Origin of the sequence: Stieleria neptunia, assembly GCF_007754155.1 — a bacterium.
GTDB lineage: Bacteria > Planctomycetota > Planctomycetia > Pirellulales > Pirellulaceae > Stieleria > Stieleria neptunia.
On record NZ_CP037423.1, the window covers coordinates 2,399,837 to 2,421,708 of the forward strand.

Annotated in this window: 13 protein-coding genes; 11 read left to right on the plus strand and 2 right to left on the minus strand. The window is 58.8% G+C overall.

Annotated elements, in window-relative coordinates; all coding sequences use genetic code 11:
- The first annotated feature begins 59 nt into the window (after positions 1-59).
- The 4 genes from Enr13x_RS08395 (at position 60) to tnpC (Enr13x_RS08410) (ending at position 7,327) form a co-directional block, all read left to right on the plus strand.
- Entirely contained in the window at positions 60-1,319 is a 1,260-nt protein-coding gene (locus Enr13x_RS08395) for a hypothetical protein (protein ID WP_145385597.1), read from the plus strand.
- Between the two features lie 204 nt (positions 1,320-1,523).
- Entirely contained in the window at positions 1,524-2,747 is a 1,224-nt protein-coding gene (locus Enr13x_RS08400) for an aldose 1-epimerase family protein (RefSeq protein WP_145385598.1), read from the plus strand.
- 1,117 nt (positions 2,748-3,864) lie between these two features.
- Positions 3,865-5,421 (plus strand): IS66 family transposase, encoded by a 1,557-nt coding sequence (tnpC, locus tag Enr13x_RS08405; RefSeq protein ID WP_145385599.1) that lies wholly within the window; start codon positions 3,865-3,867, stop codon positions 5,419-5,421.
- Positions 5,422-5,770: 349 nt separating this feature from the next.
- Positions 5,771-7,327 carry an IS66 family transposase gene (tnpC, locus tag Enr13x_RS08410; protein ID WP_145385599.1) on the plus strand — a complete coding sequence of 519 codons (1,557 nt, stop codon included), beginning with the start codon at positions 5,771-5,773 and terminating at the stop codon, positions 7,325-7,327.
- Positions 7,328-7,817: 490 nt separating this feature from the next.
- On the opposite strand, the gene Enr13x_RS08415 is transcribed toward tnpC (Enr13x_RS08410), so the two are convergent.
- On the minus strand, positions 7,818-9,275 hold the full coding sequence (locus tag Enr13x_RS08415) for a DUF1501 domain-containing protein (protein WP_145385600.1): 1,458 nt from the start codon (positions 9,273-9,275) through the stop codon (positions 7,818-7,820).
- Between the two features lie 2 nt (positions 9,276-9,277).
- Positions 9,278-12,421, minus strand: coding sequence for a DUF1553 domain-containing protein (locus tag Enr13x_RS08420; protein ID WP_145385601.1), 3,144 nt, complete (start codon positions 12,419-12,421; stop codon positions 9,278-9,280).
- 268 nt (positions 12,422-12,689) lie between these two features.
- Here Enr13x_RS08420 and Enr13x_RS08425 point away from each other — a divergent pair, with 268 nt between their 5' ends.
- The 7 genes from Enr13x_RS08425 to Enr13x_RS08455 all read left to right on the plus strand — a co-directional run bounded on the left by Enr13x_RS08425 (position 12,690) and on the right by Enr13x_RS08455 (position 21,693).
- Positions 12,690-13,106: a hypothetical protein gene (locus Enr13x_RS08425; RefSeq protein WP_145385602.1), complete on the plus strand. Its 417-nt coding sequence runs from the start codon at positions 12,690-12,692 to the stop codon at positions 13,104-13,106.
- A 191-nt stretch (positions 13,107-13,297) separates the two neighbouring features.
- The gene (locus Enr13x_RS08430) at positions 13,298-14,548 is read left to right on the plus strand and encodes a DUF1559 domain-containing protein (RefSeq protein WP_145385603.1); all 1,251 of its coding nucleotides are present in this window, start codon (positions 13,298-13,300) and stop codon (positions 14,546-14,548) included.
- A gap of 722 nt (positions 14,549-15,270) precedes the next feature.
- On the plus strand, positions 15,271-15,972 hold the full coding sequence (locus Enr13x_RS08435; RefSeq protein ID WP_145385604.1) for a GntR family transcriptional regulator: 702 nt from the start codon (positions 15,271-15,273) through the stop codon (positions 15,970-15,972).
- On the plus strand, positions 15,957-16,922 hold the full coding sequence (locus tag Enr13x_RS08440; protein WP_145385605.1) for a dihydrodipicolinate synthase family protein: 966 nt from the start codon (positions 15,957-15,959) through the stop codon (positions 16,920-16,922). Before Enr13x_RS08435 ends, Enr13x_RS08440 begins: the two co-directional genes overlap by 16 nt.
- Positions 16,923-17,186: 264 nt before the next feature.
- Complete coding sequence (locus Enr13x_RS08445) at positions 17,187-18,632, plus strand: sulfatase (RefSeq protein WP_145385606.1); 1,446 nt, start codon at positions 17,187-17,189, stop codon at positions 18,630-18,632.
- Positions 18,632-20,227 (plus strand): sodium:solute symporter, encoded by a 1,596-nt coding sequence (locus tag Enr13x_RS08450; protein WP_145385607.1) that lies wholly within the window; start codon positions 18,632-18,634, stop codon positions 20,225-20,227. The genes Enr13x_RS08445 and Enr13x_RS08450 overlap by 1 nt, the downstream gene beginning before the upstream one ends.
- Positions 20,224-21,693, plus strand: coding sequence for a sulfatase (locus Enr13x_RS08455; protein ID WP_231744164.1), 1,470 nt, complete (start codon positions 20,224-20,226; stop codon positions 21,691-21,693). Before Enr13x_RS08450 ends, Enr13x_RS08455 begins: the two co-directional genes overlap by 4 nt.
- Positions 21,694-21,872: the final 179 nt, after the last annotated feature.

Consider the following 21,872-nt stretch of genomic DNA (forward strand, 5'->3'; position numbering starts at 1 on the left):
CGATCCGGTATCCTGGTCGGTTTCCGATTTCGATTTTCTCTCGATGCGGCGAGGTTTCGATGCTCAGGCTGTCCTTATTCCGGCGAAACGCCATCCCGCTGTTGATGCTTGGGGCGTTGATGACTTTGCCGGTCAACGCGTCACTGGCGGCTTCGAATCAACCACCGGCGGGCATTCGTTTTGACGGACTGGTCAGCGCCGGCGAGCTTGAATCCCTGGTCGACCAACCCGTGGCCATCAAGCTGCGGTCGGGACGTTTTATTGTCAAGGTTGTGCTGGACGCGTTGCAGTTTGATCGCAAGCAGAACGGGCTGAAATTCTTGAAGTACCGCAGCGAGACCGGCCGAACGAGCACGGTCAAGGTCGAGGACCTCTACATGTTTTGGGTCGGCCGCCAACGATTCCACCTGCGCTATTTCCCGCCCACGCGACAACTGTTCGTGATCAACGCCGCCGCCGCCGATGCCGCGGCGGAGGGTCGTCTGGCGGCCCAGGGAAAACAAATCCGTGAGCAAGCGGACGAAGAGCAGCAAGCCGAAGCCACGGCGGAGCACCTTCGTTTTTTGGAAGACGCTGCCAAGACGCTGAAAGATGTGGGCCAGTTTCATGTCATCGAAACCGAGTCGACGCTGCTGTTTACCGATTATCCCGCCGCAGCAACCGGGGGTCTTCGCGTCTTTGTCGACAAATTGAATCAACAGCTGAACCAGATGTTTGGGCTCCCCCAAGGCGATTCGATCTGGCGCGGCAAAGCCATCTTGGCGGTCTTCAGCACGCCGGCGCGTTTTGCCGCCTTTGAAGAACAAGTGATGAACAATCCCAACCACGGCGGACGGGCAGGCGTGCGTGGCGGCGCGAAACGGTTTCTGCAAACCGCGATCGCCAAGAAGCTCGACAGCAACGTCGCGCGAGGTTTGAGCTGGGGATACAGCCTGGGTTTCGCCGGCCGTCTGCACTCCGATGCCAACACCGTGCCGTGGATGAACATGGGGATCGCCAACGCCGTCCAGTTCGCCATCGTCCCCGACCGCAAACGCCAATCGACGCAACGATCCAAAGTCACCCGGCAACTCCGAAACGCCGGCTCGATGCTGGGGTTGTTGGGGGCGACCAAGCTGGACCAAGAACGTTGGCCGATGTGTGGCCAGTTGGTTCAGTTTTTAATCCAGTCCGACCCGATCGCGTTCAGCCAGATGTTTCGCGATGTCAAATTGGGAGTCCCGATGGAGGAGGCGTTGCAGCAGAACTACGGTTTGAACGAAGCGGCGTTGGCGGCGCGCTTCGGACAGTCGCTCGGCGTGCCCGGACTCGGACCCTAGTGACCCGAATGGCACGGGCAAGAGTGTTGGTGTGCAGGTTTTAGCCGATCACTCTCGCTGCGTCGCAGCGACCGGGAATCGCCTAAAGGCTATACACCAACGGTTGCTGAACCCCTTGTTGCTGATGCCCGTTCCAGACGTACCTGCCCCCGCTTCCACCTGCTTCTTTGTTCGACTTTCAAGATCCCGTTTGGAGAGACATTCATGCCAAGTTGCCGTCGTTTTCTCATCCTGTTTGCTTTGTTGTTTGCGCTGCCGACGTTGTCGGTTCATGCCGATCAGCGTTACGTGTTGACGAGTGCCGAGCAGAACGTCCAGCGGGACAGCTGGAAACTTAGCGGAGGGGGCTGGTCGGTCGAAAAGAAGACGCTGCACGGCGGCAAGCAAGAAGGCGTGGACCTGATCACGATCGACAACGGCGTGCTGCAGATCGACGTGATTCCCACGCGTGGGATGAGTATCTATGAAATCCGTTCGGGCGACATGCGGTTGGGCTGGGACTCGCCGGTGCAAGAGATCGTGCATCCGGCGCTCGTCGATTTGGAAAGCCGCGGCGGGCTCGGCTGGCTGGAAGGGTTCAACGAGTGGATGGTTCGCTGCGGTCTCGAGTTTGCCGGCCATCCGGGAACGGACGAATTCGAGGACGGCGCCGGCGGTACCACAACAAGGGACCTGACACTGCACGGGAAAATCGGAAACATCCCGGCCAGCGAGGTTGAAGTCGTCATTGATTCGGCGGCGCCGCATCGCATCCGCGTCCGTGGCATCGTGTACGAAAAGTTCTTCTATGGACCGAAATTAAAACTGGTCACCGAGGTTTCCGTCGTGCCCGGTCAAGAGACGTTTCGCATCGATGACACCGTCGAGAATTTGGGAGCCGTCGAACAGGAATTTCAAATCATCTATCACGCCAACTTTGGTGCCCCATTGCTCGAATCGGGCGCGAAGGTGCATGCCGCGGTCAAGTCGTTGGCGCCGATGGACGACCACGCGGCCGAAAGCATCGACGGCTATGCGACGTACCTGCCACCGACCGCCGGCTTTGTCGAACAAGTTTATTTGGTCGAGCCGCTGGCCGACGAGAACAACCGAACCGGTGCGGTGCTGCACAACGCAGCCGGGGACCGTGCGGCATCGATGCATTGGTCAACCGAACAATTGCCCTACTTGACGATCTGGAAGAACACCGCGGCCCGCGAAGACGGCTACGTGACAGGCATCGAACCGGCGACGGGCTATCCCTACAATCGCAAGGTCGAGCGCGCCGCCGGACGCGTCCCCAAACTATCGCCGGGACAGAGACGACAATTCACGCTGGACATCGGATTGCACCGCGGCGAAGAAAGCGTCAAGACGGTTGTGGACCAAATCAAATCGCTTCAAGGTGATGATCAACCCAAAGTCAGTCGTGAACCGCCACAATCCTGAACCGGCAAACAACCGGCGCAGAACAAATGGCGATCAATCCGCGAATGCGTAGGAACGGGGAATCGCCCAACGGGCATGCACCTCGACGCAGACGCCGCAGACCGAGCGTCGACCTGATCCCAATGGACGTCGATTCTTTTGCTGCAGCTTTTGGCAAACCATTTCGTCTCTCTCCCGCTGGGAGAGACGGCGTTTGCGCAGCAAGCAAACGCCAGAGAGGGTTCGCGCTGCAAAAGTCTTGGCGCCTACCGCTACGATCAAATCCGTCACTTATACAATTGACATCCCCGGGGGATTTCAGCGAGTAGCCGGAGGTCAGCGCAGCGCCACCTCCGGACCACGACTCCGATCCCGCCCCTCGACCCCGGACGGGGACGCAGTGAAGCGTTTTTCCCTGTGCTTTAGGAGGTTTTAGCGGCAGGGCGCAAGCGGGCAGTCCGTTTAGTGAGTGAGCCGCGACGCGTAAGCGGCCGGGCATCCAGGCGCCCGCCCGAGGCCTTACGGCCAGCGGCTCACCATTGCCTCACCAATTCCACTCAATCGACAGCCGCGAGCTCTCCGGTTCCTTGTTATTGCCAAACACCGGAGGGCTCGCGCGCTGCCGCTAACAAATTGCTTTACAGCGTAGCCTTGATGGGCGTCGCGGCGCAAACATCCGCAGGCGCACGAGTCCCGAGGGTCGCCGCGTCGTGCGCAGAGTCGGATTCGTCTTTGAGTCAAAGAAAAACACGCTGAACCACACGACGCGAATCACTGGGGAGTCATGCGCCGCTGGATTGCTCGATGGGCCACAAGAGATCAAGACGCTTGTCGCACCAAGACGCGGACCTACGGCCAGCAGATTCAGGACGCTGGCGTTAGCCTTTCGGTTGCAAGTCCCACGCAACCCCGACCCGTTGTGTCCGCACATCAAGCATCGAAGCGGTAAGCAATTCTTAGAAAGTGCAACGAAGCGCCTGACCGATTGCAACAACTTGACGCGACGGCAGACGGCAACACCTGATCCCCCTAAACTGCCAAAAAGGCTCCTGACCCTTTTTCCTATCTAAAAAATTGCGTAACAGTTTAGTCCTCTTGGAACTGCTATTGGTCGATTTTGGGGCGGCGGGATAAATTGGTGGCAATCGAGGATTGCCGCGAAATGTCTATTCCAATCTATCCCAACCACGAGCACGCTTGCCCCAATGTAGGGAATTGCCCGCATCTTGGTGGCGCCTCGGTGATTTCTGTTGCGATGGTAGCTAATCAAAGCGAGGACACCCGAGAATCATCGCTTCGCCAGATTCGATTGCTCGAAAAGCGTAACAGCGAATTGCTCAGCGACGTCGTCAGCCTCCAAGAGCAACTGGAACGCGTCAAACTTGAATTGAAGATTGAGCGGCAGAACAAGTTTGCAACCAATGAGCAGTCTGACGACGATGCGAAACCGGAATTGCAAGAGGCCAACCAAGATGATTCGGGTCGCAAAGCTAAACGCGGCGCCCCGGTAGGTCATCCAGGATGGTTTCGAAAGACTCCCCAAGAGTACGATTGGGACATTGATGTCAAGGCTCCTCGAGTCTGCCCCTGCTGCGCGAGTCGCCAAGTCATTTTGTTGGATGCCGATCCATTGGAGCACCTGCAGGAAGATATTGTTGATGGACAGTTCCGCGTCGTGCTCTATCGTCATGTGGTCGCCAAATGCATCGCCTGTGATACGCTTGTGCAAAAAGCTGGTCCGGGAGAGGTTCTGGGAAGTCGCATAGGACCAGGGTTGCGCAGCAAGGCGATCTATCTCCGCAATGTCATTGGCATTACCTACCGCAAGGTCCCACGAGCGATTGAAGAGTTATTTGGAATCACGTTCACAGCGGCAGCACTGATCGGTTTCGAAAAGGCTCTTGCGAAGCTTGCCGAACCGGTTGTCGACGATATCGCCAAGAAGCTTGCCAGCACTGACGGGCCAGTCTATGCGGATGAAACCTACTGGACCTTAGACGGCGATCGCGCCTACTTTTGGGTACACGGCAACGAACAGTTCATCCATTTCACTTTTGAAACGACGCGTGCGGGGTTCGTTTCACGCGACGTTCTTGGCCCTGACTTTTGCGGCACTTTGGTAACGGACTGCTACGGTGGCTACAATGCTCAGGTCGCTGGCGCGAAGCAAAAATGTTTGGCACATCTTGCTCGAACCTCGCGTGATTGGCAAAAGCTCGTTGCTCCGGTATCAGCCGACTATCAGTTCTTCGAAGATGTCAAGCAATTCGTCCAACGCGGTACTCGCCTCCACCGCCGACGAAAAGCCGGTAAGCTAAAAGGAGCTGCACTTGAGTCTGAGATCTTGTGGCTGCGAAACGAATTGGAACGCCTTTCGTTGACTGATGTCGAAGACGAAAAAGCGATCCAACTTCAAGGGCGAATTCTTCGTCACCTCTCAGAGTGGTTGGTGTTCATCGACGATCCACGAGTTTCGCCGACGAACAACCTTGCAGAACGTGCTATTCGCCCACTAGTCGTGTTGCGCAAGATCTGCTTCGGCAGCCGAAGTCGGGAAGGTGGTGAGCGGATGGCAGATCTGATGAGCGTTGCAGAGACAGCGCGGCGTCATGGGCACCGTGCCAGCGACATCTACTACGGTCTTTTCACGCGACCTCCGGACGAAGTACTGCGTTCGCTTTATGCACCGGCGTAGCGGCTACGCCGGTGCAGGCGATCGTGTCGCCTCTTCATAGGAAGAGACAAGCTGCGACTCCGGAAGAAGCAGCGAGCGAAATTCTCAGCCGAGCGACTCACCTGTAGTCACGTTCGCTGGACGATTCCGGTGAAACGACGTTGAATGCTGCGCTGATGGTAAACCAATCGGCACGCCCCATGACAGACTGCGGGGAGAGCTGAATCCAATCCTTCGGCGATGCGCAGTTCGAGCGATGGTCCGACACCACCGTCCCCCAGGTCATTCAACTAAACTGTTACAAAATTGCGTAACAGTTTAGTCCTCTTGGAACTGCTATTGGTCGATTTTGGGGCGGCGGGATAAATTGGTGGCAATCGAGGATTGCCGCGAAATGTCTATTCCAATCTATCCCAACCACGAGCACGCTTGCCCCAATGTAGGGAATTGCCCGCATCTTGGTGGCGCCTCGGTGATTTCTGTTGCGATGGTAGCTAATCAAAGCGAGGACACCCGAGAATCATCGCTTCGCCAGATTCGATTGCTCGAAAAGCGTAACAGCGAATTGCTCAGCGACGTCGTCAGCCTCCAAGAGCAACTGGAACGCGTCAAACTTGAATTGAAGATTGAGCGGCAGAACAAGTTTGCAACCAATGAGCAGTCTGACGACGATGCGAAACCGGAATTGCAAGAGGCCAACCAAGATGATTCGGGTCGCAAAGCTAAACGCGGCGCCCCGGTAGGTCATCCAGGATGGTTTCGAAAGACTCCCCAAGAGTACGATTGGGACATTGATGTCAAGGCTCCTCGAGTCTGCCCCTGCTGCGCGAGTCGCCAAGTCATTTTGTTGGATGCCGATCCATTGGAGCACCTGCAGGAAGATATTGTTGATGGACAGTTCCGCGTCGTGCTCTATCGTCATGTGGTCGCCAAATGCATCGCCTGTGATACGCTTGTGCAAAAAGCTGGTCCGGGAGAGGTTCTGGGAAGTCGCATAGGACCAGGGTTGCGCAGCAAGGCGATCTATCTCCGCAATGTCATTGGCATTACCTACCGCAAGGTCCCACGAGCGATTGAAGAGTTATTTGGAATCACGTTCACAGCGGCAGCACTGATCGGTTTCGAAAAGGCTCTTGCGAAGCTTGCCGAACCGGTTGTCGACGATATCGCCAAGAAGCTTGCCAGCACTGACGGGCCAGTCTATGCGGATGAAACCTACTGGACCTTAGACGGCGATCGCGCCTACTTTTGGGTACACGGCAACGAACAGTTCATCCATTTCACTTTTGAAACGACGCGTGCGGGGTTCGTTTCACGCGACGTTCTTGGCCCTGACTTTTGCGGCACTTTGGTAACGGACTGCTACGGTGGCTACAATGCTCAGGTCGCTGGCGCGAAGCAAAAATGTTTGGCACATCTTGCTCGAACCTCGCGTGATTGGCAAAAGCTCGTTGCTCCGGTATCAGCCGACTATCAGTTCTTCGAAGATGTCAAGCAATTCGTCCAACGCGGTACTCGCCTCCACCGCCGACGAAAAGCCGGTAAGCTAAAAGGAGCTGCACTTGAGTCTGAGATCTTGTGGCTGCGAAACGAATTGGAACGCCTTTCGTTGACTGATGTCGAAGACGAAAAAGCGATCCAACTTCAAGGGCGAATTCTTCGTCACCTCTCAGAGTGGTTGGTGTTCATCGACGATCCACGAGTTTCGCCGACGAACAACCTTGCAGAACGTGCTATTCGCCCACTAGTCGTGTTGCGCAAGATCTGCTTCGGCAGCCGAAGTCGGGAAGGTGGTGAGCGGATGGCAGATCTGATGAGCGTTGCAGAGACAGCGCGGCGTCATGGGCACCGTGCCAGCGACATCTACTACGGTCTTTTCACGCGACCTCCGGACGAAGTACTGCGTTCGCTTTATGCACCGGCGTAGCGGCTACGCCGGTGCAGGCGATCGTGTCGCCTCTTCATAGGAAGAGACAAGCTGCGACTCCGGAAGAAGCAGCGAGCGAAATTCTCAGCCGAGCGACTCACCTGTAGTCACGTTCGCTGGACGATTCCGGTGAAACGACGTTGAATGCTGCGCTGATGGTAAACCAATCGGCACGCCCCATGACAGACTGCGGGGAGAGCTGAATCCAATCCTTCGGCGATGCGCAGTTCGAGCGATGGTCCGACACCACCGTCCCCCAGGTCATTCAACTAAACTGTTACATTCACCGTTCGACCTCCCCTCGCTTCGCTCGACCCTCCTGCCAGGAGGGTGACTTTTCGACTTGTTCCCAGGCTCTGCCTGGGAACACACGATCACGGAGGCTCCGCCTCGCGACCGCGCACGGCGTGTGGCGGAGCCACACCGACCTTGCGTTCCCAGGCGGAGCCTTGGAACGAGGGGCATCAGAGCGCGGGCCGATCGCCGCGTCTTAACTCAAAATGGGATGGACGACGTGCGCCGGTTCTTCGACTCCGGTCAGCCGTTGATCCAGCCCTTGGAACTTGAAGGTCAACTTTTCGTGATCGATGCCCAGTTGATGCAGAATCGTGGCGTTCATGTCACGGATGTGCACGCCGGTGTTGTTCAGGATGTTGTAGCTGTGGTCATCGGTCATGCCGTATTCGAATCCACGCTTGATGCCGGCGCCGGCCATCCAGATCGTAAAACAGCGGCCGTGGTGGTCGCGGCCGTGATTGTCGGCCGTCAATTTGCCTTGCGAGTAAATCGTGCGGCCGAACTCGCCGCCCCACACGACCAGCGTGTCGTCCAGCATGCCGCGTTGTTTCAGGTCCTTGATCAGCGCTGCGGCCGGTTGATCGATGTCCTTGCACTGCTGACGTAGCTTCGAGGGCAGCGAGCCGTGTTGATCCCAGCCGCGATGGAACAACTGCACGTAGCGGACACCCTGCTGCACCATGCGACGGGCGAGCAGACAATTCCTGGCAAAGCTGCCGGGTTTTTGAACGTCGTCGCCGTACAAATCCAACACGTGCTGGGGTTCTTGTTCAATCGCCATCAGATCCGGCACTTCGCTCTGCATGCGAAACGCCATTTCGTACTGCGAGATTCTGGCCTGCGTTTCCGGGTCCGCAAACTTGTCATAGGCCACCTGATTGAGTTCGTTCAATCCGTCCAGCATGCTGCGTCGCGATTGGCGATCGATGCCCGGCGGGTTGTTCAAGTACAAGACCGGTTCACCACTGCTGCGCAGCTTGACGCCTTGGTGACGTGCCGGCAGAAACCCGGAGCCCCACAGGCGATCGTAGAGTGCCTGCAATTGGCCGCGGCCCCGAGAAATCATCACGATGTAGGCGGGCATGTTGTCGTTTTCGCTGCCCAGTCCATAGCTGAGCCAGGAACCGAGCGCGGGTTTGCCTTGCTGTTGGACGCCCGTGTTGATGTACGTGATCGCCGGGTCATGATTGACCGCTTCGGTGTGCATCGATTTGATGATCGTGATGTCGTCGACGATCCCAGACGTGTACGGCAAGATGTCTTTGTTGACCCAGGTCCCGTGCTGGCCGAAGCGTTCGAAATTGAACATCGGCGCGACGCAGGGGAACGTTGATTGGCCGCTGGTCATCCCGGTCAACCGTTGTCCCTGACGAACCGACTCGGGAAGTTCTTGGCCGTGAAACTTACGCATCTCCGGTTTGTAGTCGAAGGTGTCGATATGACTGGGGCCGCCGGCCATGAACAGATAGATGATCCGTTTGGCCTTGGGGGCAAAATTGGGGAATTGCGGCAATCCCGGATTCGAAGCGCCTGCGGCGGCGTTGGCGGTGCCGACCAATTCAGGATTCAACAGGGTGCTCAGCGCCGTTGCCCCCAGCCCGTAACCGGTCCCGAGCAAAAACTTGCGGCGTTGTGTGGTCAGGGAGTCCATGGTTAGCCTCGGGTCAACGTTTCGTCTAGGTTCAAGATCATTTGTGCGATCACGGTCCAAGCGGCGTGTTGGATTGCATCGATCGATTCGTCGCGCGGCAACTCGCCGACCGACAAGAATTGGTTGGCGGATTCAGGGGCCGCGGCAAAGCGTTCGCGCTGGTCGGCAAGGATGCTCAGCAACACGGACGTCTCACGCTCGCTTGCCGGTCGTGCGGTCGTCAGGCGGTAGGCCAAATCGATTCGCTTGCGATCATCGGATTCCGACTCGATCAGACGCTGGGCGAGCGCCCGGGCCGCTTCGACGAATTGCGGATCGTTGAGCGTCACCAGGGCTTGCAGCGGTGTGTTGGTCCGGGCCCGGGCGACGACACACTTCTCACGCGACGGCGCGTCAAAGATCATCATGTTGGGCATCGGCGCGCTACGTTTCCAATACGTGTACATCGACTTGCGATACAGTTTCTCGCCCTTGTCCTGGGTGTAACGCAGACCGCCGTTCAGACTGACCTCGTTCCAGATATTCACCGGTTGATACGGTTTCACGCCGGGGCCACCGACCTGACGGGTCAGCAATCCGCTGACCGCCAACGCCTGGTCACGAATCAATTCGCCTTGCAATCGAAATCGCGGGCTGTGGGCTAACAACAGGTTTTCGGGGTCCTGTTCCGCATGCACGGGCTCTCGACGCGAACTCTGGCGGTACGTTCGTGAAAGCACCAGTTGTCGCAGCATCCGTTTGACGTCCCAGCCCGATTGGACGAAATCGACGGCCAGCCAATCGAGCAGTTGCGGATGGGTCGGCGGCATGCCTTGGGCACCAAAATCGCTGATCGTGCGGACCAGTCCGTTGCCAAAGAGCATCGTCCAATAACGGTTGACGGCCACGCGTGCGGTCAGCGGATGATCGGGCGCGGTCAGCCATCGGGCCAACCCCAATCGATTCGGCGGAGCGTCCTCGGCCAACGGTGGCAGGGCCGCCGGGACGCCGGGCGAAACCGGGGCATCCTTCTTGGGCGAATCGTATTGCCCGCGATCGAGGACGAACGTCATCCGCATTTTGTCGTCGGGGTTGTCCGCCATGATCATCGACGTCGTCTTTTTCGCCGCCAGATCGGCGTGTTGTTTGGTCGTCGCGGCGAGCGACTTGCGGAGCGATTGGAAGTCCGCGTCTTGGCTGAAGTAGACGTTTCGCAGGGCTGCCCACTGGGCTTCGCTGCGATCGTCGGCAGCCGTCGCCAAAATGCCTCCGATCACGTCACCCTTGGCCAGCGGCACCTCGGATTCGCTCAAGGCAAAGGGATAGATCCGAATGTCGTCGACTTCACCCTTCCAATTGGCGCCGTTGCTGCGACTGCCGATTTTGAAGGGCACATCGGTTTGCAGTGTGCCGCCGAGCGTGTCGGCTTCGACTTGATTGGCCGACAGTTTTCCGTCGATGTAGATCTTCACCCCGGCGGCTTTCTGGGTGCCGTCATAGGTGATCACGACGTGTTGCCAAGTGTCGGTTTTCAGTGAGTCTTTGGAGACGACTTTGACCGCATTGTCACTCCAGGAATGGATGATGTGCGTTCCGATGTTTTTGCCTTGGATCCACATGTCATAGCCGCGATAGTTGTCCGCGACATTCATCCGCGAGAACACGGCGCCTCCGGATTTGCCATCGAATTTGATCCAGGCGGCCATCGTAAACGGCTGATCCGATTCCAGCTGCGGCGGGTTCTCCGAACAGGCGAACTGGGTTTGCCCATTCAGCTTCAATGCCTTGTTGCCCTCTCGATCGCTCGTCTGAAACTTTCCTTTCTCCAACACCGCGACCGCGCCGGTGGTTTCGTTCTTCAACTGCGAACCGTCGGATTCATCGAGCGGAAACCAATGGGCGATGCCGGAGAGTTGCTCGGTCGGCTGGGCGTCGCTGGCGTACTTGGCGGTTTCCTGTTCTGCCCAAGCGACGAATTGCGGATCGGCGTGGCGCTGGTGCGATTCCAGCTGTTTCTTTTTCGAATCGATCTCCGCCTGCAATTCCGCCATCCGGGCTTGATGCCGTTGGTCATAGACGTCGACGACGGGCGACTGATTCCCTTTGCGGGTTTGCATGCCGGGGTCGGCCGTGTTGTTGAAGTACGCGTAGAACTGGTAGTACTCGGTTTGGGAGATCGGGTCGTATTTGTGATCGTGGCACTGTGCGCACTCCATCGTCAGAGCCAGCCAGACGGTGGAGGTGGTTTGGACGCGATCGACGACGTACTCGACGCGCAACTCCTCGGCAAACGCCCCGCCTTCGTCACTGGTCGCATGATTCCGATTGAAACCCGATGCGACTTTTTGATCGACCGTTGCGTCGGGAATCAGGTCGCCGGCGATCTGCTCGATCGTGAATTGGTCGAACGGCATGTTGGCGTTGTACGCGTCGATCACCCAATCACGCCACGGCCACATGTCGCGCGGACCGTCGGCGTGCATCACGCTGGTGTCGCCGTAGCGTGCCGCATCCAGCCAAGCCAGCGTCATGCGTTCGCCGTAGTCCGCCGAGGCCAACAATCGATCCACGAGTGCTTCGTAGGCCAAATCGACTCCCAGCGAATCCGCGCTCGCCAGGAATTGTTCGACTTGCTCGGGCGTCGGGGCCATTCCGGTCAAATCCAGCGACACGCGGCGGATCAACGTTCGCAAGTCGGCTGGCGGAGAGAACGTCAGCCCGTGCTCACGCAGCCGTTTGCCGATGAAATGGTCGACCGGATTGGCCGTGTCGACACCCGGGGCTTTTTGCGGCGGAACGAAGGCCCAGTGTTCTTGATACGTCGCTCCCTGGGCGACCCATTGTTTGAGCAGTGTGCGCTGCGCGTCGGTCAGCCGCTTGTTCGAATCCGGCGGCGGCATCAGCAAGTCGGCGTCTTCGGCGAACACCCGCGCGATCACTTCGCTTTCGTCCGGTTGGCCGGCAACCAGCATCCCCGAATCGATCGCGGACTGACGGTCGTCCAATCGCAGATCGGCTTCGCGGGTCGATTCGGAGGGGCCGTGACACAGGAAACAGTTGTCCGAAAGGATCGGCCGGATGTCGCGATTGAAATCGATCTCGGCGGCAGACGCATTGCCGATGCCGACGAGCAGCAAGACCGGGACGATTGAGAACGGATTCTTCATGGCAGGAACGGTCGGGGGGGGATTTCAACTCTGGGCCGGAACCGGTTCAGATTGAAGATCGGACGAAGGCGGGCGGGGTGGCTGGGAACGGATTATCGCACAAAACGGATGACTTCGCAGGGGGAAATGTGCGGCGTTCTCGGGCGGTGGCGGTCGTGCGGATTCGGTGAATTTGGCGAATTCAGCTTGACGAACCACCGCACTCTTTGGATCGTAGCAGTGGTGCGATGCAATGAATGTGCGGAGCAAACACCCAAAACGTGCGCAAATGAACTCCTTGGTCGGCAAAACGATTTCCGTGCTGCTCTGTGGCTTGGTCCTGATGGGCCAATCTGCCGCGTGGATTCATGTTGCCACTTGCGAGGGGCATCGCGCCGTCGCGGCATCGCCGGCTAGCTCCGGCGGTGGCCAGTCGTGCCATGATTGCGGGCATCATCACGTCCACGACGAGGGGGTGGTTTCGACGCACTCCCACCAGCCCGAAGTCCCGTCTCCGCCGCACTCCCACGATTCCGACGATTGTGCCGTTTGCCAATCGCTCGCCTGGGCGGCCGGAGAGGTCGTTTCGGATCCGATTCGTTCCACCGGCGACGTTCTGGTGGAGCGTCAGGTGTTGGCGGATTCGCCCTGGGTTGAATCGATTTCGACGTCTTTGCCGCATCTTCGCGGCCCACCGATCAGCTGAATGATTTTCCAAGTGGGATAGGCTTCCAGCCTGTCATCCCCCGTGGGATAGGCTTCCAGCCTGTCTTTTCACACGTCTTCCCCGTGGCGTCCCCTGTTGCTTGATCGGAGTGATCGAGCAGGGCGGCCGCGCCCGTTTGGTCGCCGGGCACATGCAACCGTTCTCCAAATCATTCTTCATTCAGCAATTCTATGATCATCCATCACGCAACTCGGGCACATGCATCGCGCCCGCGACGGGCCTTTACGCTTGTCGAATTACTGGTCGTCATCGCCATCATTGGCATTCTGGTCGGACTGTTGTTGCCGGCCGTTCAAGCGGCGCGGGAAGCGGCCCGTCGCATGAGCTGCAGCAATAACTTGAAGCAGCTGGGCATTGCGCTGCACAATTATCACGGCGCCTACAAGCGACTACCGACCTACAAGGGTGGAACTTGGGTCAACGGTTTGGACGGAACAACGGACAGCGACAACCGGATGGACCTTTCGATTTGGGTTGGACTGACGCCCTACATGGAGCAGCAAGCGCTGTGGGGGCAGATTTCGAATCCGAACACCGGCATCGAGAATTCGAACGGCCGACGCACGCCGCCTTGGCCGGCGATGGGGCCGCGGACGTCGCAAGCCAGTTATCCGCCCTGGCAGGTTGAGATCCCGACGTTGCGTTGCCCCAGCGATCCGGGGACGGGGCTGCCGGCGATGGGGCGAACCAACTACGCCGCTTGCGTGGGTGATTCCGTGGTGCTGATGGACCAAGGGCCCTGGTACCAAGTCAACCATGTGGTCACCTCGCCGCCGATCGCCGTCGCCGTTGAAGCCAACGCGTCGTGCCGTGGAGCCTTTGTTGCGCGCAAAAGCATGCGATTCCGAGACGTCTTGGACGGATTGTCCAACACGATCTTTGCCGGTGAAATCACAACCGACCTGGGTGACCGCGACAAGCGAACGATCGCCGCAATCCGGGGGGAAGACGAAGAGATTCGCGACGAGCCGGATCACTGCGAGCACGAGGGATACATCAGCCCCGATCGACCGCGATTCTGGTCCGACGGAAGCGACGGAGGCACGGCGCCGACGTTGGCGGCCAGCAACCAGGGGCGCGGGTTTCGATGGGCCGCCGGAGGAACGGTTTACACGGCGATGAACACCATCCTGCCACCCAACAAAGATCTCTGTCTGGGTGGCGAGAGCACCGGCGACGAAAACTCGATGGGGATCGCCCCGCCGAGCAGCCGCCACCAGGGCGGCGTCCACGTGTTGATGGGAGACGGCGCCGTGATCTTCTTGACCGATTCGATCGAGGCCGGCAACGTTCATCATACGAATGTCTGGAGCGGTGGAACCGGTGAGTCGGTACCGGGGGCGAAGAGTCCGTATGGATTGTGGGGAGCGTTGGGGACCCGTGCGTCACGCGAGACGGTCCAAGAGCAGCTGAACCAGTAACCCTGGCAAGCAGTCGTCGTTGTCGATGGCCGCCTGGCCATCTCGCGCCCTCGCGGCACGCCTTCCTGGGGCGAACCGAGCCGAGTGACCCTTGATCTACCACGGAACAATGACGAACAAAGTCGTCATCATCGGAGCGTCACGAAAAGGGGGACAGGGTTCGAGAATCTCCGATGCATCAGCGGGGGGCGTCGCGTGGCGTCTTGCTAACCCGTGCGGACTTCAATCCACAGCCCGCTAGCGGGTCACATCGTCCAAACGCTTCAAGAAATTCAGGCCGAATCGACCGTAATCTTGGCCATCGACGTCGCCATCGCCGTCCGAGCGGCCACGTGCTCCGCTTTTCCACCGAAAGAGAAGAAATGGAGTCGAAGTAGGCGGCATTCAGTGTATTTGGATCTCTGGTTGCCCGTACGAGTGCTCTGTGTCTGTGTCTGGGGGCCGGCGGAGTGTCACCTGTTTGACGTTAGCGGAACGGCGCGAGCCGTCCGGTTGCGCTTCAAAAACACTGTGGCAGACCGGAGGGCTCGCGCCTTGCCGCTACCAATCAGCTGCGTTAGCGGAACGGCGCGAGCCGTCCGGTCGCGTTTCAGGATCACCGTGAAAGACCGGAGGGCGCGCGCCCTGCCGCTACCAAGATGAGACATGCGGCGACGTCCGCCCCTTGCATCACGGGACACAGCTGCTAAAGTCTATAGACCTCTACAAACCTGAGTGTCGCCGTGACTTCCACCCACGCCCAGCTGGCCTACCAGAACCTCCGCTCGCGGTTGATCGCCGGTGAGTTCGCGCCGGGCAGCCGGATTCGCTACGGGCCGATCGGACGGGAACTGGGGATCAGTGCCACTCCGGTCCGCGAGGCGATGGGGCTGTTGGCCAACGAAGGGTTCGTCGAGCTGGTTCCGCAACTCGGGGCCGTCGTTCGCACGATCAGTTCGGACGAGTTGGTGGAGCTGTACGAGATGCGTGAAGCCATCGAGCCCTATGCGGCGGCCAAGGCGGCCGAGCGTGCCAGTCAGGCACAGATCGCCGCCATCGAGCGGGCGCTGGGGCGAATGCGGACGATCGCCGGCAAGGTCGCGAAGATAAAAAACAGGCAAGCCGGTAAACGTGACACGGCCGATTTTGAACGAGCCGACCTCGGGTTCCATATGTTGATCATCGACGCGACCGGCAACCAAACGATGGTCCGGTCCAGCGAAAGTTCCAACGCCTTGGTCCGCGTCTTCGCCGCCGATCGGCACGCGTATGATGCCGCGATCATGGAGGCGACGTGCGACGATCATGCGTCAATCCTTGATGGGATCCGATCCAAGGATCCCGAGCGCGCCCGCGATGCGATGCAGCGTCACATCGCATCGGGACTTCAGTTGACGCTGCAAGAAATTGAATCCAGAGAAACCAATCGATGGGAAGTGCCGTGACCAATGAAGCGAGTGGACAACGCGTTCCACCCTCCAGCCCTATTTCGCTCCAGGGGATCGTACCACCGTTGGTCACGCCGTTGGCGGACCGCGATGAGTTGGACCATGCCGGGTTGCAGCGACTGCTGGATCACGTGATCGAGGGTGGCGTCGCTGCGGTGTTTATCCTGGGGACCACCGGCGAGGCCCCGAGTTTGAGTTACCGATTGCGACGCGAGATGATCGCCGAATCGGTGCGCATCGTCGGCGGCCGTGTGCCGGTGCTGGTCGGGGTGACCGATACCGCTTACGTCGAAACCGTGAACCTGGCCGAGTATGCCGCCGAGTGCGGAGCGGACGCTGCCGTGCTGACAACGCCCTACTATTTCCCGGCCGGACAGACCGAACTGACGCGCTACGTGCAGAGCATCACGCCGAAAATCCCCTTGCCGTTGATGCTCTACAACATGCCGGGTTTGACGAAGGTCTGGTTCGAGATCGAGACGCTGAAGCAATTGTCCGAAATCCCATCGATCATCGGTGTCAAAGACAGCAGCGGTGACCTGGAGTATTTCGAACGACTGTGCCAGTTGAAATCAATTCGCACCGATTGGCAGGTCTTGATCGGTCCGGAAGCCCTGCTGCCCCAGGCGATGGCGTTGGGAGGCGATGGCGGCGTCAATGGAGGCGCCAACGTCATGCCCAGCGTCTTTGTCGATTGCTACAAGGCACTCGTCGCCGGTGACACCGAAGCAGTCGATGCGGTGTTGGCAACGATTTTGAAGTTCCAAGAGATCTACGAGATCGGCAAGTATGCCTCGCGACACATCAAGGCGACCAAATCCGCACTCTCGCTGATCGGCATCTGCGAAGACCTGCCCGCCGATCCCTTCAACCGGTTCCTCGCCCCGCAACGCGAGCAAGTCGCGGAAGTGCTGAGAGAGATCGGGGTCTTGGGAAAGGGGAAGTGATGGGGGCAAGACGATGGGGGCAAGACGATGGGGGCAAGACGATGGGGGCAAGACGATGGGGGCAAGACGATGGGGGCAAGACGATGGGGGCAAGACGATGGGGGCAAGACGATGGGGGCAAGACGATGGGTGGCAGAATGATGGGGGGCAGAATGATGGGGGCAGAATGATGGGGGGGGATTTCAGATTTCAAATAAGGTACTCAGTACTCAGTACTCAGTACTCAGTACTCAAGACTCAAGACTCAAGACCGATTCCGCCTCAATGATTCGAACGATATTCATCTTATGGTTGACGTTGGCGATCACGCCACTCGCTGCGGCAGACGATCGTCCCAATGTGCTGTTCATTGCGGCGGATGATTTGCGCTGTGATTTGGGTTGCTACGGTCACCCGTTGGTCAAGACGCCGAATTTGGATCGGTTGGCCGCGCGGGGGACTCGATTCGATCGGGCCTATTGCGCCCAGGCACTTTGCAATCCCGCGCGCAGCAGTTTGCTCACCGGTCGGCGGCCGAACACGCTGGCCCAGTACAATTTGACGAAGCATTTTCGCGATGCGATTCCCGACGTCGTGACGTTGCCACAACATTTCAAACAGAACGGCTACTTCGCCCAAAACATTGGCAAAATCTTCCACAACTGGGCGACGGAGATTCAGGGCGATCCGGATTCCTGGAGCGTGCCGGCGGTGATGCATTTCGATTCGCACCGACGCGATCTTCCGCAAGTGGAAGGGCAGCTTCCACGCGATTACGCCGATGCGATTCGTTGCGAATGCCGTGACGTGCCCGACGACGCTTACTTTGACGGGCGGATCACAACGCTTGCGCTCGATGCGCTGCGGGAACGCGCGGCGTCGCAAGAGCCGTTCTTTTTGGCGGTCGGATTTTGGAAGCCCCATTTGCCGTTCAACGCGCCCAAGAAGTATTGGGACCTGTACGATCGCGACCAGATCACGGGGCCGGATTGCCCACAATGGCCGGACGGGACGCCGCGTATCGCCTGGCACAATAGTCAGGAACTGTTGGGCAAGAGCAAGCCGGCGACGTTGACCGCGGACGACGAACAAGAGCTGCGTCACGGTTACCTTGCCGCGATCAGCTACATGGACGCGCAAGTCGGTCGGCTGCTCGGTGAATTGGATCGGCTGGAATTGACCGAGCGGACACTGGTCGTGTTCTGGTCCGACCACGGATTCCAGCTTGGCGATCACACGCTGTGGTGCAAGACGTCCAATTTTGAACTCGACGCCCGCGTGCCCCTGATCATCGCGCCGCCGGAGGGTGTTGCAGTGGATCAGACCGATGCGATCGTGGAACTGCTGGATCTGTACCCGACGATCACCGACCTTTGCGGTCTCGATGCACCGAGTGGGCTGGAGGGTGTCAGTCTTCGCCCGCTGATCGATGGCGAGGCGTCTAAGGTCAAACAAGCCGCCCTGACTCAGCACCCCCGTCCGTCCTACTACGGCAAGTCGATGAAAGCGATGGGGCACAGCATTCGGACGCCGCGATTTCGATACACCGAATGGCGGTCCAGCGAAGACGGATCACCGGCCGGCGGCGAGCTGGTCGCAGTGGAGTTATACGATCACGACGTGGATCCATCCGAATCGGTCAACCGTGCCGAAGACGGCGACTACCAGAGTTATCTTTCGGAGTTGCGAACGATCTTGAATTCGATGGCGGGGGAGCCGAGAGGACAGTGATGATCGCAGCGACATTTTTTACGGGCATCGACTGGTTCGTGCTGGTCGTCTACTTCGTCGGCATCCTGGCGATCGGTTTGATCTTTTGGCGGCGCAACAAGTCGGCCGACGACTTCACAGCGGGCGGGCGATCGTTGCCGGGATGGCTGTGCGGCATGTCGATCTTCGCAACCTATCTGAGCAGCATCAGCTACCTCGCCTTGCCGGGCAAGGCGTTTGTGGACAATTGGAATGCGTTCGCGTTTTCACTCGCCCTGCCTCCGGCTGCCTGGATTGCGGTGCGATACTTTCTGCCGATGTACCGGGCGTCCGGCGAAGTCAGCGCGTATTCGTTGTTAGAACATCGGTTCGGGTTGTGGGCCCGGCTGTTCGCCAGTTCGTTTTACCTGTTGTTCCAGGTCGCCCGCATCGGCGTCGTGATGTACTTGATGGCCTTGCCGATGGCGATCCTGTTCGGCTGGGACATCCGCACGCTGATTCTGGTGACCGGGGTGATCGTGACGGCGTATTCCTTCATCGGCGGTATCACGGCGGTGATCTGGGCCGATGCGATCCAGGCCTTCGTGCTGTTGGGTGGCGCGTTGCTGGCGCTGGCGATCCTGTTGATGGGCATGCCCGAAGGCCCGGTGCAAGTGTTTGAAGTCGCTGCGTCGGAAGGCAAGTTCTCGTTGGGCAGTCGGTCGTTGACCGAGTGGGCCACACCGACTTTGTGGATCGTGTTGGCGTACGGATTGTTTGAAAACCTGAAGAATTTCGGTATCGATCAAAGTTACGTCCAGCGTTACATCGCCTCCAGCAGCGATCGCGAAGCCGCCAAAAGTATCTGGTTGGGGGCGCTGTTGTACGTCCCCGTCAGCGGTTTGTTCTTGTTCATCGGAACGGCGTTGTATGCCCACTATCAGAATCATCCCGACGACATGGACGCGGTGCGAAACATCGTGGCGAGTCAAAAGCTGATGCAGGCCGGTGTCGATCCGGATTCCGCCGACTATCAGGTCCAATTGCAAACCACGGCGGACGGGTTGTCGCAAACCGACCTGGGCGATCGCGTTTTTCCCCATTTCATTGCGGCGAATCTACCGGTCGGTGCGCGGGGGTTGCTGATCGCGGCCGTGTTCGCGGCGGCCATGAGTACGGTCTCGACGGGGCTCAATTCGTCGGCAACGTTGGTGATGAGTGACTTTTACAAGCGGCTGTGGCGGCCCGATTCCAGCGACCAGGCCAGCGTCCTCGTGTTGCGATCGGCGACGTTGGTTTGGGGCACGCTCGGGACGATCGTGGCGTTGATTTTGGTGCGGTTGACCAATAGTGTTTTGGACATTTGGTGGACACTCTCGGGCGTGCTCGGCGCAGCGATCATCGGGCTGTTCTTACTGGGCACCACGTCACCGAGACTGCGGGAACGCCCCGCGATTTTCATCCTCGGTGTCGGTGTCGTCTTGATCGCTTGGATGACGTTTTCCAAAACGGCGTATTGGCCGGCGACGCTCAAGTCCATTGCCAGCCCGTTCCATCCATTCCTGGTCATCGTCTTCGGTCCCGCGGTGATGATGATGCTTGGTTTCTTGGTTTCACGTAGAAGAGCGGTGCAATGATGCAAGGACGATGGAACAAGCCGGGGCAAGTGTTGCTGGTTCTGATGCTGTGGGTGGCGGGATCGGCGCGTTGTTTTGGCGACTCGGAAACTCGGACCAACATTCTGTTCATCCTGGCCGACGATCTGGCTTGGTCGGACCTGGCGTGCTATGGCCATCCCTGGCACCAGACACCCAACATCGATCGATTGGCCGCCCAAGGCATGCGGCTGAATCATGGCTATGCGTCGGCGCCGATCTGCAGCGCGTCGCGGGCGAGTCTGATGACGGGCAAAACGACGGCCCGGCTGGGATTCGAGTTTGTCACGAAAGACCAACCGGGGTTTCAGAAGATCGAAGGGGCGACGTTGCTGCAAGCGCCACCGTTGACCTTGAATTTGCCGTTGCAGGAAACCACCATCGCCGAGCACTTGAGCGGACTCGGATACGAAACTGCGTTCTTCGGGAAATGGCATCTCAATCAGCATCACGGCGGTTATCTCGGCTGGAGTCCGACGCACGGTCCGGCGGCGCAGGGATTCGAAATTGCCGTCGAGGACTTTGGTGCGCACCCGTATTCATGGAAGCGGTCTCCCGTGGCGAGCATCGAGCGAGAAGGTGAGTACGCATCCGATTCGATGGTCGACCAAGTCTGCGACTACCTGGTCGAGAAACGCGAGCGGCCATTTTTCGCCATGGCATCGTCGTTTTATGTGCACACGCCCGTCAAAACACCGTGCAAGTGGCTGGTCGACCGCTTCGATCGAGTCATTCCGCAAGGCATCCCCAATCGTGACCGACGCGTCACCTACGCGGCGTTCTTGCAGACACTCGATCACCATGTCGGTCAAATGCTCGATGCCTTGGACGCCTCGGGGCAAGCCGACGACACGTTGGTCGTATTCATGTCGGACAACGGCGGCCACCCCGAATACGTTTCCAACGCCCCTTTGCGCGGTTCGAAATGGAACTTGTACGAGGGTGGAATACGCGTGCCGATGATCGCCAGGTGGCCGGGCAGCATCGACGCGGGGACTCAGTCGGATGTGCCGGTGATCGGCTATGACTTGTTGCCGACGTTTGTGGATGTCGCCGGCGGTACGGCGGACCACGTCGACGGTGCATCGATTCGGGGCGTGCTCAAAGGGGAATCACAGCGGGCCGATCGCAGTCTGATCTGGCACTTTCCTTACTACCATCCCGAACGCGGGTACAAGGATGCGAAACAGACGATCGGAATCGACGATTTTCGTGTCAGTCAAACTCGGCCCCAATCCGCACTCCGCCGCGATCAATACAAACTGCTGTGGTTTGCCGAAGACGATCGCGTCGAGCTTTACGATTTAAAATCCGACCCCGGTGAGCAACACGATCTTTCCCAATCGTCTGCGGAGACAGCGGAAGCGCTGCGCCGCGAGTTGCAACGGAAACTGAAATCGATGAAGGCACGGATGGCGACACGTCGCGGAAGAAAAGTGGCAGAATGATACGGGGCAGAATCATGGCCATACCCCGATCACACTGTCATCCATCATTCTGCCCACCCCATCATTCCGCACTCCATCATTCCCCACCCCATCATTCTGCCCCCCATCATTCTGCCTTCCCTCCGATCCCTCCCACCGATCCTTCCCATCGTTTTGCCCCCATCGTTTTGCCCCCCCTC